Here is a 17,214-nt window from a genome sequence, read left to right on the forward strand (position 1 = left end):
CGAAGGCTTGACCAAAAAGGTTTTCAAAGAGAAAAGCTTGTATGAAGTTTTGAAGATATATGAAAATGTATCTTAATGGCCCAATGGCTCAGTTGGTTAGAGCGCCGCCCTGTCACGGCGGAGGTCGAGGGTTCAAGTCCCTCTTGGGTCGTATGGGATCTTAGCTCAGCTGGGAGAGCATCTGCCTTACAAGCAGGGGGTCACAGGTTCGAGCCCTGTAGGTCCCATTTAGTCGAAAGGCTAAATGCCGATGTGGCTCAATTGGCAGAGCAGCTGATTTGTAATCAGCAGGTTATCGGTTCGAGTCCGATCATCGGCTTGTTCATCAGGATTGGTGAATTTAAAGAAAACCGTTAAGGTTGTATATGTTGTTTATAATATGGGCAGATTCCCGAGTGGCCAAAGGGGACAGACTGTAAATCTGCTGCAAATTGCTTCGGTGGTTCGAATCCACCTCTGCCCATTAAAAAACAAGGTATAGTAATTATTAACGCGGGATGGAGCAGTCTGGAAGCTCGTCGGGCTCATAACCCGAAGGTCATAGGTTCAAATCCTATTCCCGCAACTCTGTGCCCAGTTAGCTCAGTTGGTAGAGCAGAGGACTGAAAATCCTCGTGTCTCTGGTTCGATTCCGGAACTGGGCACTCATATGGGATATTAGCTCAGTTGGTAGAGCACTTGACTTTTAATCAAGTTGTCCGGGGTTCGAATCCCCGATGTCTCATGAAGCTGTTACTTGTGAAGAGTGACAGCTTTTTTTTATTAAGTTATCAATTAAATAGCAGTTAAATTAAGAGTTGTTATTATTTGATTAAAGGATAGACACTATGAATAGGTGTATATTCAATAAGGATAAAAGGGTAATATGAAAGATTTTTTAGCAAAAATCTTGAAGAGAATAATAAGAGGGGTAAATACAATTAATAGTTAAAAATAGATTGTTAGCTATTAATGAAAAAGGTAACAAATGATTATTAGCATATAAATAGAGAAAGAAGAAAAATTATGAAAACTAGAAAAAAAACAATAATTATATTTGGCACTTTATTAATATTAGCTATTGGAGTCTTTCTAATATTATATTTTGGAATAATTAAAAATAACTCCCATAAACATGATTTTAAGTATAAAATTGGTTTTTTTATTGGTGCAGATAAATTATCAGTTAGTAAATTTTCTGATTATGAAACTGTTGTAATCGATGTTACAAATTATTCTAAAGAAGATATACAGAAGTTTCATAAAGAGGGACATAAAGTCTATGCATATTTGAATATTGGTTCACTTGAAAAGTATAGGACTTACTATGATTCTTTTTCAGATTTGAGTATGGGGAAATACCCAAACTGGGATGATGAAGTAAAAATAGATGTTACAAGTAAGAGATGGCAAGATTATGTAGTTGAAGTATTAGGAAAGAATATTAGTCAAAAGGATGTGGATAATTTTTTTATCGATAATACGGATTTGTACTATTATATGAAAGACCAGGAAAATTCTGAAGGTATTTATAACGGATTATTAAAAATTGTTGAAAGACTAAATAAATATAAACCTAAATTGATAATCAATGGTGGTGATTATTTTGTTCAACGTCTATTTAAAGAAAATAAAACTAATTTGATTAGTGGTATAAATCAGGAAAGTGTCTTTACAACATATAGTGTTCGAGATGATGGAAAACTTACATATAAGAATCAATCTAAAGATGACGTAGAGTATTTTTTAAATTATTTTAAATTGTGTAAAAAACATAAATTATCAGTTTCTTTAATTGAGTATACGAAAGACAAAAAGATGATTAATAAGGTAAAGTCATTTTGTAAGAAAAACAATTATACTTATTTTATAACGGAATCTAATAAATTAAACAAAGTTTTAAAATAGTATAAAAAAAGAGATGGAAGAGGATAAAACTAAAAACTTCAAAAAAATAAAAGAATAAAAAAATATAGACATAAAAAGAGATAAAAGAAGATAAAATATAACTATAAAAAGAGATAAAAGAAAATAAAATATAACTATAAATATAGAAAAAATTAAGCACATGCTCTTAAATTTCTAAGCAAATAAAGGAAGTTTAAGATAATGTGCTTTTTTATATATAAAGTTATTGGAAGCTTATATTTTTAATTATCGTCAATTATTATTAATAATTATATTTATTTAGTATTCATTATATTTACTTAGTATTACGTATTATAAATTATCTTTAATTATTATTAATTATATTTACTTAATATTAATTACTCTTATTTAGTATTAATTATTATCAATTATTATGAACTATTATTAATTATTTTTTGTTTCTGTGATTTTTTTATATATAATACTTCCGATTATACTAAGAGCTATCGTTATAACAAAAAGTAAAATAAATTGAGTATAATTTTTATTATAAAGACTTCCTCCACTGTAAGTTGAAAGAAGAATTGCAGGGGTTCTACATATAAAGCATAATAATATCCATTTTAGAGGTGTAATCTTAGTTAATCCAGCGCAGTATGATAATAAATCTTTTGGAGATCCTGGAATTAAAAAAATTATAAAAAACATTTCTGTAAGTTTTGTTTCTTTTTCGCTTTTTAATTTTTCAAATTTATCTATTTTTTCGGATGAAAAAAATATTTGAATGATGGATTTGCCAAATTTTTTTACACATAAATATGAAATAAAACTACCTATTGTCATTCCGATATTGCATATTATGGCTCCTCTTATTGGACCATATGTATATCCTGCGGCAATTTCAAAGGGACCTCCAGGTATAACGGCAGCGATAACTTGAAGAATTAATACGGAAATAAAAAGGAGTGTTCCAATAATTTTTTGTTTAGCAATATATTTTCGAAAAGCTTTCGGAGTGGCAGCAAGTTCAAACATAGGTTTAATGATGATCCAACTTAATAAAGTTATGAAAAAAATGCATAATAGTATTAGTATCAAAAGTAATATGTGTTTTTTTTCTATGTTTAAATGATGTGTTTTTTTGTTTTTCAAAATTAGTTCTCCTTTGTTATATAAAAAGTATATTGCTATTATACTATAAAATTATAATGACATGATATAAATAAAAGAGATATCTCTTTTTGGGAGATACCTCTTATGTATTTAAATGTAAAGATATTATGTTCTTTACTATAAAACTTTTATGATATTAAATTGTTTATCGAGCATCAATAAATCTGCTTCGGCTCCGGGTTTAATTGTGCCAATTAAGTCTCCCATACCAATACTTTTTGCGGGATTGATGGTTGCAGCTTTTATAGCGGATTCGATAGGTATTCCATAAGAGATGGCATTTTTCATACACTGGAAAAGATTGGTTGTAGAACCTGCAATCGTACCATCTTTTAGTGTAGAGTATTTTCCTTTTTTGAAAATGACTTCATCGTTAAAATGATATTCGCCGTCGGGCATACCTGTTCCACTTGTTGAATCGCTGACTAAAATTACACGATCATCACCGAACATTGAAAAAATTATTCTAATAACAGCTGGATGAATGTGAATTCCATCACAAATTACTTCTATCATTACCTTAGGATCATCGCATGCTGCTCCTATAATACCTGGATCGCGATGATGAAAAGAATACATTCCATTAAATATATGTGTTACGTGGTTTGCACCTGCTATAAATGCGGTAGTTGCTTGATTATAATTTGCATGTGAATGACCAAGTGAAATATTTACTTTGGAGTGTAAAGTTTCAATAAATTTAGATGCCCCCTTAGCTTCTGGTGCGATATTAACTAGTTTTATTCTGTTTCCAGAAATTTTGTTGAGCTTATTAAATAAAGATATATTAGGTGCTTGAATATATTTATCATTATGAGATCCCTTTTTTTCCTTGTTTATAAAAGGACCTTCCATATTTATACCTACAATTCGAGCATGTGAAGAATTATCAGGAACGCCATGGATGGATTTGAATGCTTCTTCTAAACGGTCCTCGGGCAGAGTGCATGTTGAGGGGCAAAAAGAAGTAATACCGTTTTGTTGAAGATAAGCGGCTATTTCTGTTAATCCGTTTGTATCGGCATCACTAAAATCATGACCTTTAGCTCCATGAATATGAATGTCGCATAAGCCTGGAATAATGTAATGTGATTGAGCATCAATTATTTCTGCATCTGAAAATAGGTTATTTGAATCAGCTGCTAATGGATGAGTCAATTTAAATATTTTGTTTTGATCATTTATATATATGTTACGTTCAGTAAAAATGCCATCTGAACTGAAAATAATACCATTTTTTATAACTTTACCCATATCAAATCCTCCAAGAGTAACAAAAAGAAAAAAATAAACTTTCTGACAATTTAATTTTAACATAATACAAGAAAAAAAACATTAATCTATGATATAAAAATTATAAAAACTTTAATAAAAAAATTTTATAGTAATAATTTTTTAATAACTTGATATAAAATTCTTGTAAATATGCATATTTTTATGATGAAAAATTGTAATATTTGTTATAATATTTTACGTATAGAAGATTATAAGGTTATGTCTAAGTGTAAGCCACGTCCCAAAATTTGATTATATAAAATATTATATGTGCGTTCGTTTATTCTTTTTGCGCTAATCATAGAGGCATTCATATATCCGGTTTCTTTTCCAAAAGCTTTTTTAATATCTGAAAGAGAAGCTTTTGTAAGTGTTTCGTCGAGAATTTTTATTGTTCCATCATTTTTTACATTTAGACCAATTTTATCTAGCGCATCTGAGTATTTATCTGTTATTTTTAAAAGGTTTTTTACTTGCCTCTTAAGATTTGGGTCATTAACTTTTCTTGATGAAGAAATTGCGTTGTTATAGGTTGTGACGAATGCACGAATGCTGTTATAAATGTTTTTGTCGGAACTTGTATCATCATAGGAAAAAGATGATAGTAGTTTTGCAGCTTTTTTCAATGCAATTGTATCTTCATAAATTAATTCATTATTTGTGTAGTCAGCGCGTTTTGAAGCTTTTGAGACATCTCTGTTATGTTCATAAAATTTTCTTAGGTAATAGTCCGTGGATAGATTAGTGTTTACTCCGATTAAATTTGTTATATCTGAACTCATAGTTAATCCCTACTTTCTTTTATGAAAATTTGTTCTGCTAATTGGATATATAATTCAATATATTGTATGCATTTTATCGGATATTGTACGCAACAAAGCGACAATACAAAGTATCATATATATACTTCGGCTAAATATAATAAAATATTAGTAGTTAAAGCTCATTGTTTTTTTATATGTATAAAATTTTATTAATAATAGAGGGGTGATATGTTAAGGGATTTATATAGAGGGCGATATGTTAAGGGATTTATATTGAAAAAAAGTCGGTTTAAATGTAAAATGTTTATGTATAATATAAATATTTTGGGGATTAAGATATTTATATTTTAGGTAATATTAATTAATACAAGAAATAGTGCTTGAATTAAGCTAGTTATGGGAGGAAGTAGAGAAATGGAACAAATTAATTTTGGAAAAACAAAAGAAGGCCAAGAAGTGATGAATTATTTCATTACAAATAGCAAAGGTGTGAAAGTTGGCGTTACGGATTATGGAGCAACCGTTACTTCTATTTTGATAACTGATAAAAATGGAAATCAAAGAGATGTTGTATTAGGTTACGACAATGTCGAAGGGTATCAAAGAGGTAATAGTTATTTTGGAGCAACTGTAGGAAGAAACTGTAATAGAATCGCAAATGCAGAAGTTACACTTGATGGGATTGTTTATAAATTAGAAAAAAATGATAATGAAAACAATCTTCATAGTGCATCACACGGAATTGATAAGAAAGTGTGGAGCGTTTTAAGTCGTGAGGAGAATAAGATAGTATTTAGTTGTGTAAGTAAAGATATGGAACAGGATTTTCCTGGAAATATGCAAGCACAAGTTTTGTATGAAGTGACTGAAGAAAATGAATTAATTATTAAATATCACGCTGTTTCAGATAAAACAACCGTTATGAATTTCACAAATCATAGTTATTTTAATTTGGGTGGCCATGATTCGGGTGATGTTTTGGAGCATGTTTTACAGATAAATGCATCACATTATACACCTGTTTGTGATTCTAAATCAATTCCAACGGGAGAAATTTCTGCAGTTGAGGGAACACCTTTTGATTTTAGAAAGCCTAAAAAAATAGGGAAAGACATTTCAGAAGATTTTGAACAATTAAAATATGGAAATGGCTATGATCATAATTTTGCATTAGATAAAAATGGAGAAGATGTTGAAATTTGTGCGGAATGTTATTGTGAAAAAACAGGAATACAGATGGATGTTTTGACAGATTTACCAGGAGTTCAATTATATACAGCTAATTTTGTTGATGGTGAAAATGGCAAGAACAATGCTATTTATTATAAAAGAAATGCTGTGTGTTTAGAGACTCAGTTTTATCCTAATGCGGCAAATGAAGATAATTTTAAAAAGCCTATTTTTAAAGCTGGAGAACCATATGATGCAACAACAATTTATCGTTTTTCCATTAAATAATTTTTAAGACAAATAATTATTAAATTAAACGAATAATTATTAAAATTTAAGATTTGAAAGGTAGCAAAAAAATGAAAATTGTATTTTTAGATGCTAAAACTATCGGAGATGACATTGATTTATCTGGTTATGATCAACTTGGAGAGGTAATAAAGTATAGTTTTTCTACACCAGAGCAAGCCAAGGAAAGAACTAAAGAAGCTGATGTTGTTATTGTAAATAAAGTTCCAATTAATGAAACAACAATTGGAGATGCAAATAATTTAAAACTAGTATGTGTTACAGCTACTGGAACTAATAATTTAGACAAAGATTATTTGGAAAAAAGGAATATTCAGTGGCGTAATGTTGCAGGATATTCTACAGAGTCTGTTGCACAGCATACTTTTGCGATGTTTTTCTACGTATTAGAAAAACTAAGTTATTATGATGAGTATGTTAAGTCTGAAAAATATGTTAATGATGTAAGTTTTACACATTTTGCGCGAGTTTTTAATGAAGTAAATGGAAAAACATGGGGTATAATCGGACTTGGAAATATTGGTAAAAGAGTTGCAAAAATTGCAGAAACTTTTGGTTGCAGAGTTATTTATTATTCGACATCTGGAAGACATGACGATCCTGATTATGAGAGAGTAGATTTTGAAAAGTTATTATCAGAATCTGATTTTGTTTCAGTTCATGCACCGCTTGATGAAAATACTCTAGGTTTAATGGATTTTGAAGCATTTAAAAAGATGAAAAAGTCTGCTATCTTTATTAATGTAGGTAGAGGACCAATTGTTGTAGAAGAAGATTTAGTAAAAGCTCTTGAAGAGGATGAAATTCAGGCAGCAGGTCTTGATGTTTTAGATGTTGAGCCTATGAGCGAAGATAGTCCATTAAGAAAAGTAAAAGACAGTACTAAATTAATTATTACTCCTCATATTGCATGGGCCAGTGTTGAGGCAAGAGAAAGATTAATGAATATTATTTTGGGACAGATAAAAGAGTTTTATAATTTATAATTAGAATAAAAAATAAAGCCCTATACGAAGGATAAAGTGCGTATACCATATCTTTCGTGTAGGGTTTTTTATCTTTGCTTTTTGTATTTTATAAGTTTAAATGTACTAAGAAAAAAGTGACAATATTTGTTTGGTAAGTATAATTTGATGGAATTAATTATCTTATTTTATTCAATAAGTGGTAAACCACTTAAAAACGAGAGATTACCATAATAGTTTTTGGAATAGGAGATCCTTTTTTCTTCTGAAAAATCAGTGTGTACTAAAAGGTAATAGGCTTTTACTCGTTTTAAGTATAGAGTAAGAGCGTCATTGTATAAGTTTAAAAAGCTTTTTCGAGAATGTTTTTCTTGACACCAAGGATGTGTCCAAGGTTTGTGACGAATATTAAGAGGATCTTTAAAAAAATAGTATTTATCACTTGGCAACATTGGTGAAATAAAAGCTTTTCCTATTAGATTTTGTTCTATTAATCTAATAAAAACTTTTTTTTGTCCAGTAGGATCGCTTAACAGTCTTGAACCTACTATTGAATATGTAATAGCTGCACGCATCATAGGTTGATTTACAAGTAAATTTGTATATGTGTTTTTAAAGGCGTGACAAAGCATTTTAGCAATAATTCGTCTTTGTATATGAGAGACCATGATGGTAGAATCTTGGTGAAACTGATTTGGATGAATACGTTTTTTCTTTTTTAGCATTGAGTTGTCAATTTCTGTTTCAAGATAAGCATGGTTTCCAAAATAATGAGTATCACTAGGCGGTGAAGCTGGTGTATAATTAGTAAATGAATATATAAAAGGATGACAGGTTGTATCAAGAGTATAGTGTCCGATAAATCCAATAATATATGCATCAGCTATTTGTAGATGTTTTTTGTTTCCTGTAAAAAGGGTTCTGCTTTCTAATAAGTTTAAAAAGAATTCTCCGGTTTTTTTATCTTGTGCGAGAGAACCTAAGTTTTCTTTATGGAAAATATGTGATGGAATATAAAAGAAAAAAATATCAGGACCTTGCAAGCCGAGTGCATAGGCTTTATTGTTTTTTCTTATGTTTTTCTTTAAAGGATTTTCGGGTAAAAGATTAAATAAATCTGATCCAAATAAATAATGTGTTGTAAAACCTGGCATACTGTTCACCTCATTAAAACTTCTATAATCACTTAGAGTATCGGAAGTAGGATAATAATACTTGCTATGTAAAATATTAAAAATGGGAAAAATATGATATAATTTTAGAAGAAAAAATTTATAAAAAGAAAAAATTTATAAAAAAAATAAAAAACGCTAATTTGGAGAGTGGCGATATGAAACTAAGAGAGCTATTACAGTACAATGATATTGTTATACAATGTCATGATAATCCAGATGCTGATGCAATTTCTAGCGGAATGGCATTATATGAATATTTAAAAAAATATAATAAAAAAGTAAGGCTTGTTTATAGTGGACAATATAAAATTAAAAAAAGAAATCTTGAATTGATGGTATCAAGTTTAGATATACCTATTGAATATGTTGTGAAACTTGATAATCCAGAACTATTAGTGACTGTAGATTGCCAATACGGTGAGGGAAATGTCACTCATTTTGATGCGCAAAATATTGTAGTTATAGATCATCACCAAATAAGTGTTAAGATGCCAGAGTTATTTGAGGTGAAAAGTAATTTGGGGTCGTGTGCAACTTTAATGTGGATGCTATTGAAGGATGAAGGGTTTTATATAGGTGATAACAATAAACTTTCAACGGCGTTATATTATGGATTGTATACAGATACAAATGGTTTTACAGAAATGGATCATCCTTGCGATAGAGATTTGAGAGATAGTGCTAATGTAGATAAATCATTAATTGTTAAATTTAAAAATTCGAACCTTACATTAGATGATTTGAGTATTGCAGGTGAAGCGATTAATCATTATGAATATAACAATGAATATAAATTTGCAATAATTAAGGTAAGACCTTGTGATCCTAATATGCTTGGATTGATAAGTGATATTGTTATAGAAGTTGATAAAGTCGAAACTTGTTTGATATATAGCATAAATGCTACAGGAATTAAGATTTCTGTAAGAAGTTGTAGTAAAGAGGTTAATGCTTCGGAATTGGCGGATTATATTTGTAAAAACATAGGTTCTGGAGGCGGCCATAAGATTAAAGCAGGCGGATTTATTCAGTTAAATCTTTTGCGCAGGGCTTATCAACAATATTGTGATAAATTTAATATAAAATACGAGAGTGAAGAGCATGAGATGTGTAATCCTTCAAGGCAAGAAATCGGCGATTTTTTGGAGTTTAAAATGATAGATTATTTTTTGGAATCAGAAGTGATTTATGCAAAAAGTTACATTCCGGACTTATCTTTGATGAAAGTATATAAGAAAAAAGAAGTTGAACTAGGATACGTCAGATTGTCAGATTTGTATGAGACAGGATCTTCTGTTTATATTAGAACGTTTAGTAAAGATGTTAGAATTAAAGTTGAAGAAGGTACTGTTCTTATGTTAGATGGTAAAGGCGACGTATGGGAAATATCAGAAGAATATTTTAGGGAAAATTATGTCACTAAACCAGGAAGATATCAAATATATAATGCTGAATATACGCCAACTGTCAAAAGTGTTAATACAGGTATAACTATAGGTTTAGATTATTATGCAAAAAAATGTATTTTCAATGGTAGAGAAATAGTGTATGCTAAACCGGTAGAAAAGAATGTTAAGATTTTCTCATTAGATAATGAAGAAGAATATAAGTTAGGAAAAAAGGGCGATTATTTAGTTGTAAAATGTAAAGATATTCGTGATTTATTCATTTGTGAAAAAGATAAATTCATAGAATCATATAAGTTAGTATAAAAGTCTTTTTAATTTAAAATATTAAAAGATTTTTGATATATTTAGTTATAAAGAAAAGAGGCTATAAAATGGTAGTAGGAAGTATTGATAAACCTAAGAAATTAAAAGCAATTATTTTTGATTTAGATGGAACATTGCTTGACACTTTAGAAGATTTGAAAAATGCAACAAATGCAGCTTTAGAATATAGCAATATGCCTATAAGAACTTTAGATGAGGTTAGAAGATTTGTTGGAAATGGCGTTAGAAAATTGATGGAACGTGCAGTACCAAACGGATGTGATAATCCAAAGTTTGAAGAAACATATACATATTTTAGAGAGTATTATGAAAAGCACTGTAAAGAAAACACAAAAGCTTATGATGGAATTTATGACTTGTTTGAAGAATTAAAAAAACAAGGATATGAAATTGCAATAGTTTCCAATAAAATGGATGAAGCGGTTAAGATTCTAAATAAAGATTACTTTAGCGAGTATGTAAGTGTAGCAATAGGTGAAAATGTAAAAGTTGCAAAAAAACCTGCGCCAGATACAGTCAATAAAGCTTTAGAAGAACTTAATTTTTCAAATGAAGAGGCAATCTATGTAGGGGATTCTGAGGTGGATATTCAAACAGCTCAAAATGCAAAAATGCCATGTGTTTCCGTAAAATGGGGATTTAGGGATGAAAAATTTTTACGTGAAAATGGTGGAAAATGCTTTATTGATAAACCAAGTGATTTATTAGAAGCGATTGCATAAAATAATATATTTTTATGGTAATAGATTTATTTTGATAAAGAAATTAAGGAAAAATAAAAAATAGGAGATTTTTATGGAAAAGATGATTTCAGGAAAAACAAGATTACTTGCACTAATAGGTTCACCAGTTGGACATTCAGGTTCACCACAAATGTATAATTATAGTTTTAAAAAATTAGGGATTGATTACGTGTATGTTGCATTTGATGTAAAAGAGGACAAGGTAAAGGATGCTCTTGATGCAATGAGAACTTTTAACATGAGAGGTTGCAATGTTACTATGCCAGATAAGATTGCAGCAGCAGAAAATGTTGATGAATTATCACCGGCAGCACGAATTATTGGTGCAGTGAATACTATAGTAAATGATGAAGGCGTTTTAAAAGGGTATATAACGGATGGAGAAGGATTTGTAAATAATTTAAAAGATAATGGTGTAGATATTAAAGGTAAAAAGATGACAATATGTGGTGGAGGTGGCGCAGCTACTGCTATTCAGGTCCAATGTGCGCTAGATGGTATTAAAGAAATATCTATTTTTAACAAAAATGATGCTTTTTTTGCAAGAACAGAAGAAACTGCTGAAAAAATAAGAAAAGAAGTTCCATCATGTGTTGTTAATGTTTTTGATATTGATGATCAAGCTAAATTAAATGAAGAAATAAAAGATAGTGATATTTTTGTTAATGCTACAATTGTAGGAATGAAACCATTAGATGATCAAAGCGTTGTAAAAGATCCATCAATTTTTTCTAAGGATCAAATAGTTTGTGATGTTGTATATAATCCAGTAGAAACTAAATTGATTCAAGAGGCAAAAGCACAAGGTTGTAAAACGATTGGTGGAAAAGGAATGCTTTTATGGCAAGGAGTATCTGCGTTTAAATTATATACTGGATGCGATATGCCAGTAGATGAGGTTAAAGAAAAATTTTTTAGTTAAGGATGAATGAAAATGGAAAAGTGGGATATATACGATAGAAATAAGAAAAAAACAGGCCGTCAGATGATAAGAAACGATTGGACTATGAAAGAGGGAGATTTTCATCTTACAGTTCTTGGAATTGTTCAAAGAAGTGATGGACGTTTTGTTATCACAAAACGTGTAGAAACAAAGTCATGGGCACCTGGCGCATGGGAGATTTCTGGCGGTGGTGTAATGGCCGGGGAGTCGTCAAAAGAGGCAATACAACGTGAAATCAAAGAAGAAATAGGTTTAGATGTCTCTAAGGCAAAAGGCGGTTTAGTCTATTCATATATGAGAGAAAATCCTGAAGAAGGAGATAATTATTTTGTAGATGTCTATAAATTTTTTATGGATTATAACGAAAAAGATTTAAAATTACAAGAAAGTGAAACAGCGGGTTTCAAATTTGTTAATGCAGAAGAAGTTTTTGATCTTGCGCATAAAGAACAATTTTTACATTTTGATAGCATAAAGCGTATTTTTAAAAAAGAACCACAAATCTTTTTGATCGGATTTATGGGGGCAGGTAAATCTTCAGTTGCACAACAATTAAAGAATTTCCTTCCATATGAAGTTTTAGAGATGGATCAAAGAATCGTTGAAGATAGTAATATGAAGATAGCTGATATTTTTGAAAAATACGGAGAGGATTATTTCAGAGATTTAGAAACAAATTTGGTTAAGACTATTGAATCTGACTATAATAATGGAAAACAATATGTTGTTTCATGTGGCGGAGGTGTTGTTGTTAGAGAAGATAATACCCAAATTATGAAGCGCTGTGGAAAAGTTATTCTTTTAACTGCTAGTCCAGAAACAATTTATGAGCGTGTTAAAGACAATAAATCAAGGCCAATTTTGAATGGAAATATGAATGTTGAATACATCGAAAAATTAATGCAAAAAAGAAAAGATTTGTATGAATCAGTTGCTGATGTAGTGATTCCTACGGATGGTAAAGATACAAAAACTATTGCAGAAGAAATAGTTATGAATATTTATTAGTGATAGTTAAAAATCAATGAAAAAATAAATCATTTAAAATTTAAAATTTTTCATACCTAAATTGTAAATATGTGCTAGAATTGTATCTGGTTATGTTCCAGTATGTCAAAAAATTAAGTTATAAACATTATTATTTATGTTTATATTGTATGTGAAATAATAATTTTTTGATAAAAGCTGGACTATTGCAAAAATATATATATTTTTTTGCCGATAAATTATGTGAATATTTAAAAAATTGATATTTTGATTTGCATAATATGGATAAAAAGTATAAAATACGAATAACGGACATAAAAGGAGTAGTATATGGCAAAAAATAAAAAGAAAAAGCAACATCGTTTTTGGTGGTTTGTAGTTAAACTGCAAGTATTTTGTTTATGCGTAGTCGCTACGGCTTTAGGAGTATTTTATTTTGGCGGATATGTCAAAGACTTTGAGGATTTAAAAAAAGATGCGATAGAGATTGTATCTAAAACAAACAGAGATACTTTTAAACCAGGACAGTCTAGTACGATTTATGATTGTAATGGACAGGTTATTTCTCAGTTGAGAACTGAAAAACGTTCTGAATATGCAAAATATTCCGAAATTCCTAAATATTTTGAAGAATCAATGATAAGCATTGAGGATAAGAAATTCATGTCTCATAATGGAGTTGATTATAAAGCATTTTTCAGAGCAAGTGCCGCATTTGTACAGCATAAAAAGATTACTCAAGGCGGAAGTACAATCACTATGCAGTTATCTAAGAATATTTTTTTAGATTCAAAACAAACAGTACAAAGAAAACTTAAAGAAATTTTTATTTCGATGAGATTAGAGAAGATGTATTCTAAGCAAGATATTATGGAGTTTTACTTAAACAATGTATATTTTGCAAATGGATACTATGGTGTTAAAGCAGCAAGTAGAGGTTATTTTAATTGTGAAATGAAGGATTTGACTTTATCGCAAGTAGCATTTTTATGTGCAATACCAAATAGTCCTACTTATTATGATCCTGTTGCTCATCCTGATAATACAATTACACGACGTAATTTGATTTTAAAGAACATGTATGAGGACAAGGTTATTAGTAAGGCTGAATATGATAAGGCAATTGCTGAACAGATCACATTAAATAGACCAGAAAATACAAGTATTAAAAAGAATAATTCATTAGATACTTATAGTATTTATTGCGCAACGAGAGCTCTTATGGAAAAACAGGGATTTGAATTCAAAAATGAATTTTCTTCCGACATTGAGCAAAAAGAATATAATAAAATGTATGACGAAGCGTATAATACATGTCAAAAAGAATTATATGCAAAAGGTTATAAGATTTATACAAGTTTTGATTTGAATAAGCAAGAAGAACTTCAGAATTCAATAGATGATGGATTGAAGAATTTTAATTCTAAGACAAGTGATGGAACTTATGAGATGCAAAGTGCCGGTGTTTGTATCGACAATAAAACAGGTTACGTAGTTGCAATGGTTGGTGGAAGAAAACAAGATAGTACTTCCTATACACTAAATAGAGCGTTCCAGAGTTTTAGACAACCTGGTAGTTCAATTAAACCATTGGTAGTATATACACCTGCTTTTGAAAGAGGATACTCTCCTGAGTCAATTATAGATGATCATAAATTTGAAGGTGGTCCATCTAACTCAGGCGATAGTTATTATGGAAGAGTAACTATTAGAGAAGCTGTAGCAAGATCTTTGAATACTGTGGCTTGGCAGGTCTATGATGATATTACACCAAAAGCTGGACTTTCATATGTAAAAAATATGAAATTCTCAAGGATTAAAAAGAGCGATGAAACATTAGCAACTGCTTTAGGTGGATTTACAATTGGTGTTTCGCCACTTGAAATGGCAGCAGGTTACTCAACTCTTGAGAATGATGGCTCATATAGACAACCAACATGTATTGTAAGAATTGAAAATCCTGAAGGAAAGAAAATATACGAATCAAAACAAGTAGAGACTGTTATTTATAAAGAAAATGCAGCTAGAATGATGACAGATTCCTTAACAGAGGGATTTAAAGTTTCATATGGTACAACATATGGTTTAGGACTTGAAAATGGTATGCCTTGTGCTGCTAAAACAGGTACTACAAACGATAAAAAAGATGGTTGGTTCTGTGGATATACAAAATATTACACAACTGCAGTATGGGTAGGTTATGATAAACCTAAGAGTGTAGGAAATCTATATGGTGGAACATATCCTGGTAAGATTTGGAATTCGTTTATGAATAAGATTCATAAAGGATTAAAACCTGAGAACTTTCCAGGTTATACTCATCCAACAGGTGAAGTTAAGGGACTGAAACCTAAAGAAGAAACTAAGACAGAGGAAAAACCTGAAGCAGAAGAGGAAAATGAACCGGAGGAGCAAACACCGGATAATCAAGATACTAATGATAATAATACTCAACCGACTACACCAAAACAATCAGATGGACAGCAACCATCAGGTCAACAAACACCAGATAATACCGGAAATGGAAACAATGGTAGTAATGGAAACAACAATGGAAACAATGGTGGTTCAAATCCACAGCCACAAACACCAAATAACGGACAGACGACAAATCAATAAAAATCACATAATAAAAGAGTGATGTATTCCCCTTAAGTAGACAAAGAAAACAATTAAAATCTACTTAGGGGGATTTTTTTGGTGGTTTATATGCTTTTATATATCAATTATGTGACTTTTTTATAAGATTTATATTGTTTTTATAGCCTTTAATAGACTGTTTGTGTTAGAATAATAGAGTATGAAAAGTTAGAAATTCCAGGAGGTAAATGAGTTATTATGGAAAACAAAAGATATGGTTTTGGCGTAGATATTGGAGGAACTACAATCAAAATGGGTCTCTTTTTAGAAGATGGTTCTTTAATTGAAAAATGGGAGATTCCTACAGATAAAACAAATGAAGGCTCAAATATTTTAGATGATATTGCAAAAGTAATTGAAGATAAAATGGTAGAACACGATATTATAAAAGAAAATGTTATTGGTGTTGGTATGGGTATTCCAGGTCCTGTTAAGGCTGACGGGACAGTAAACCGTTGTGTTAATCTAGGATGGGGAGTATTTAATGCTGCAACAGAATTAGAGAACAAAATTGGGTTAACAGTTAAAGTCGGTAATGATGCTAATGTAGCTGCTTTAGGAGAAATGTGGCAAGGTGGCGGAAAAGGTTATGAAGATGTCGTTGTTGTCACACTTGGAACAGGTGTAGGTGGCGGAATTATCATTGGAGGCCAAATGGTATCAGGTGCTACAGGAGCTGGTGGAGAAATTGGTCATATGACAATGAATCGTGACGAGATAGAAAACTGTGGTTGTGGAAAAAGTGGTTGTTTAGAGCAGTACGCATCAGCAACAGGTGTTGTAAGATTGGCTAAGAGAAGATTAAAACAAAATGATGATCCTAGTGAATTAAGAAGTTTAAAAGAAATCACATCAAAAGATGTGTTTGATTTTGCTAAACAAAAAGATGAAGTTGCACTTCAAATCGTAGACAAAGTTGCTGACTATCTTGGACTAGCCCTTGCTAATATCACTTGCGTAGTTAATCCACAAGTTATAGTAATTGGTGGAGGCGTTTCAAAAGCCGGTAGTATTTTAACAGAAACAGTAGAGAAACACTTTAGAGAAAATGCTTTCCATGCTTGTCGTACAACAGAGTTTAAATTAGCAAAATTAGGAAATGACGCTGGAATTTACGGTGGAATGAAGCTTGTTATGCCAGTATAATCATTCCAAGATATATTTAATTGAGACGAATTACAATTAATACGACGTAGATATAGAATAATAAAAGGACAGAGTTCTAGATGATATTTTGTACCGACCCCCAAAAGTTAGACCAAAAATCTAACTTTTGGGAGGTCGGTATTTTTATGGCAAAATATGATTTTGAATTTAAGAAAAAGGTAGTCCTAGCATACCTCAAAGGTGAAGGCGGAAGGAACTTTTTGGCAGAAAAGTATGGTATCGCAAGTTCACAGCATATCATCGAATGGGTTAATAATTACAATAAGTTTGGTGATGATGGTCTGAAACGATCTCGAAAAAAAGAAAGTTATTCTTTCGAGAA

14 protein-coding genes and 7 tRNA genes are annotated in these 17,214 nt (G+C 30.5%); 17 read left to right on the plus strand and 4 right to left on the minus strand.

Features of this window, described 5'->3' with window-relative positions; translation table 11 throughout:
• Window positions 1-77: 77 nt before the first annotated feature.
• The 8 genes from BLV79_RS11510 to BLV79_RS11545 all read left to right on the plus strand — a co-directional run bounded on the left by BLV79_RS11510 (window position 78) and on the right by BLV79_RS11545 (window position 1,887).
• A tRNA-Asp gene (locus BLV79_RS11510) sits at window positions 78-151 on the plus strand.
• A gap of 3 nt (window positions 152-154) precedes the next feature.
• Window positions 155-227, plus strand: a tRNA-Val gene (locus tag BLV79_RS11515).
• 19 nt (window positions 228-246) lie between these two features.
• Window positions 247-319, plus strand: a tRNA-Thr gene (locus tag BLV79_RS11520).
• Between the two features lie 62 nt (window positions 320-381).
• Window positions 382-463: transfer RNA gene (locus tag BLV79_RS11525), tRNA-Tyr, on the plus strand.
• Window positions 464-491: 28 nt separating this feature from the next.
• Window positions 492-565, plus strand: a tRNA-Met gene (locus BLV79_RS11530).
• 6 nt (window positions 566-571) lie between these two features.
• Window positions 572-644, plus strand: a tRNA-Phe gene (locus tag BLV79_RS11535).
• Window positions 645-651: 7 nt separating this feature from the next.
• Window positions 652-724: transfer RNA gene (locus tag BLV79_RS11540), tRNA-Lys, on the plus strand.
• A 281-nt stretch (window positions 725-1,005) separates the two neighbouring features.
• Window positions 1,006-1,887 (plus strand): glycoside hydrolase family 191 protein, encoded by an 882-nt coding sequence (locus BLV79_RS11545; RefSeq protein ID WP_074719097.1) that lies wholly within the window; start codon window positions 1,006-1,008, stop codon window positions 1,885-1,887.
• A gap of 405 nt (window positions 1,888-2,292) precedes the next feature.
• Here BLV79_RS11545 and BLV79_RS11550 read toward each other — a convergent pair whose 3' ends face one another.
• The 3 genes from BLV79_RS11550 to BLV79_RS11560 all read right to left on the minus strand — a co-directional run bounded on the left by BLV79_RS11550 (window position 2,293) and on the right by BLV79_RS11560 (window position 5,078).
• Complete coding sequence (locus BLV79_RS11550; RefSeq protein ID WP_083354569.1) at window positions 2,293-3,000, minus strand: TVP38/TMEM64 family protein; 708 nt, start codon at window positions 2,998-3,000, stop codon at window positions 2,293-2,295.
• A 138-nt stretch (window positions 3,001-3,138) separates the two neighbouring features.
• Window positions 3,139-4,275 (minus strand): N-acetylglucosamine-6-phosphate deacetylase, encoded by a 1,137-nt coding sequence (gene nagA, locus BLV79_RS11555; protein WP_074719100.1) that lies wholly within the window; start codon window positions 4,273-4,275, stop codon window positions 3,139-3,141.
• A gap of 230 nt (window positions 4,276-4,505) precedes the next feature.
• Window positions 4,506-5,078 (minus strand): hypothetical protein, encoded by a 573-nt coding sequence (locus tag BLV79_RS11560; RefSeq protein WP_074719102.1) that lies wholly within the window; start codon window positions 5,076-5,078, stop codon window positions 4,506-4,508.
• A gap of 396 nt (window positions 5,079-5,474) precedes the next feature.
• On the opposite strand from BLV79_RS11560, the gene BLV79_RS11565 reads away from it, so the two are divergent.
• Window positions 5,475-6,518, plus strand: a complete 1,044-nt coding sequence (locus BLV79_RS11565; RefSeq protein ID WP_074719104.1) for an aldose epimerase family protein — start codon at window positions 5,475-5,477, stop codon at window positions 6,516-6,518.
• Between the two features lie 71 nt (window positions 6,519-6,589).
• Complete coding sequence (locus BLV79_RS11570; protein ID WP_074719106.1) at window positions 6,590-7,525, plus strand: D-2-hydroxyacid dehydrogenase; 936 nt, start codon at window positions 6,590-6,592, stop codon at window positions 7,523-7,525.
• Window positions 7,526-7,692: 167 nt separating this feature from the next.
• Here BLV79_RS11570 and BLV79_RS11575 read toward each other — a convergent pair whose 3' ends face one another.
• Window positions 7,693-8,658 (minus strand): zinc dependent phospholipase C family protein, encoded by a 966-nt coding sequence (locus tag BLV79_RS11575; RefSeq protein ID WP_074719108.1) that lies wholly within the window; start codon window positions 8,656-8,658, stop codon window positions 7,693-7,695.
• A gap of 176 nt (window positions 8,659-8,834) precedes the next feature.
• Between BLV79_RS11575 and BLV79_RS11580 the strand changes: the two genes are divergently transcribed.
• From BLV79_RS11580 to BLV79_RS11610, 7 genes are all read left to right on the plus strand, one after another.
• The gene (locus tag BLV79_RS11580) at window positions 8,835-10,391 is read left to right on the plus strand and encodes a DHH family phosphoesterase (RefSeq protein ID WP_074719110.1); all 1,557 of its coding nucleotides are present in this window, start codon (window positions 8,835-8,837) and stop codon (window positions 10,389-10,391) included.
• Window positions 10,392-10,459: 68 nt separating this feature from the next.
• Window positions 10,460-11,134, plus strand: a complete 675-nt coding sequence (locus BLV79_RS11585; protein WP_074719112.1) for an HAD family hydrolase — start codon at window positions 10,460-10,462, stop codon at window positions 11,132-11,134.
• 73 nt (window positions 11,135-11,207) lie between these two features.
• Window positions 11,208-12,077, plus strand: coding sequence for a shikimate dehydrogenase (gene aroE, locus BLV79_RS11590; RefSeq protein ID WP_074719114.1), 870 nt, complete (start codon window positions 11,208-11,210; stop codon window positions 12,075-12,077).
• A 12-nt stretch (window positions 12,078-12,089) separates the two neighbouring features.
• Window positions 12,090-13,106 carry a shikimate kinase gene (locus BLV79_RS13375; RefSeq protein ID WP_074719116.1) on the plus strand — a complete coding sequence of 339 codons (1,017 nt, stop codon included), beginning with the start codon at window positions 12,090-12,092 and terminating at the stop codon, window positions 13,104-13,106.
• Between the two features lie 309 nt (window positions 13,107-13,415).
• Window positions 13,416-15,704: a transglycosylase domain-containing protein gene (locus tag BLV79_RS11600; RefSeq protein ID WP_074719118.1), complete on the plus strand. Its 2,289-nt coding sequence runs from the start codon at window positions 13,416-13,418 to the stop codon at window positions 15,702-15,704.
• Between the two features lie 219 nt (window positions 15,705-15,923).
• Window positions 15,924-16,871 (plus strand): ROK family glucokinase, encoded by a 948-nt coding sequence (locus BLV79_RS11605; protein ID WP_074719121.1) that lies wholly within the window; start codon window positions 15,924-15,926, stop codon window positions 16,869-16,871.
• A 146-nt stretch (window positions 16,872-17,017) separates the two neighbouring features.
• On the plus strand, window positions 17,018-17,214 hold a 197-nt coding region (locus BLV79_RS11610), incomplete at its 3' end, for a helix-turn-helix domain-containing protein (RefSeq protein WP_159429355.1).

The organism is Lachnobacterium bovis DSM 14045 (genome assembly GCF_900107245.1).
Taxonomy (GTDB): Bacteria; Bacillota; Clostridia; order Lachnospirales; family Lachnospiraceae; genus Roseburia; species Roseburia bovis.

Excerpts from the sequence above, each read along its gene's own strand:
- BLV79_RS11575 (WP_074719108.1), bottom strand. The coding sequence starts at position 8,658 with ATGCCAGGTTTTACAACACATTATTTATTTGGATCAGATTTATTTAAT.
- BLV79_RS13375 (WP_074719116.1), top strand. The coding sequence starts at position 12,090 with ATGGAAAAGTGGGATATATACGATAGAAATAAGAAAAAAACAGGCCGT.
- BLV79_RS11545 (WP_074719097.1), top strand. The coding sequence starts at position 1,006 with ATGAAAACTAGAAAAAAAACAATAATTATATTTGGCACTTTATTAATA.
- nagA (WP_074719100.1), bottom strand. The coding sequence starts at position 4,275 with ATGGGTAAAGTTATAAAAAATGGTATTATTTTCAGTTCAGATGGCATT.
- BLV79_RS11560 (WP_074719102.1), bottom strand. The coding sequence starts at position 5,078 with ATGAGTTCAGATATAACAAATTTAATCGGAGTAAACACTAATCTATCC.
- BLV79_RS11585 (WP_074719112.1), top strand. The coding sequence starts at position 10,460 with ATGGTAGTAGGAAGTATTGATAAACCTAAGAAATTAAAAGCAATTATT.
- BLV79_RS11580 (WP_074719110.1), top strand. The coding sequence starts at position 8,835 with ATGAAACTAAGAGAGCTATTACAGTACAATGATATTGTTATACAATGT.
- BLV79_RS11570 (WP_074719106.1), top strand. The coding sequence starts at position 6,590 with ATGAAAATTGTATTTTTAGATGCTAAAACTATCGGAGATGACATTGAT.
- aroE (WP_074719114.1), top strand. The coding sequence starts at position 11,208 with ATGGAAAAGATGATTTCAGGAAAAACAAGATTACTTGCACTAATAGGT.
- BLV79_RS11605 (WP_074719121.1), top strand. The coding sequence starts at position 15,924 with ATGGAAAACAAAAGATATGGTTTTGGCGTAGATATTGGAGGAACTACA.
- BLV79_RS11600 (WP_074719118.1), top strand. The coding sequence starts at position 13,416 with ATGGCAAAAAATAAAAAGAAAAAGCAACATCGTTTTTGGTGGTTTGTA.
- BLV79_RS11565 (WP_074719104.1), top strand. The coding sequence starts at position 5,475 with ATGGAACAAATTAATTTTGGAAAAACAAAAGAAGGCCAAGAAGTGATG.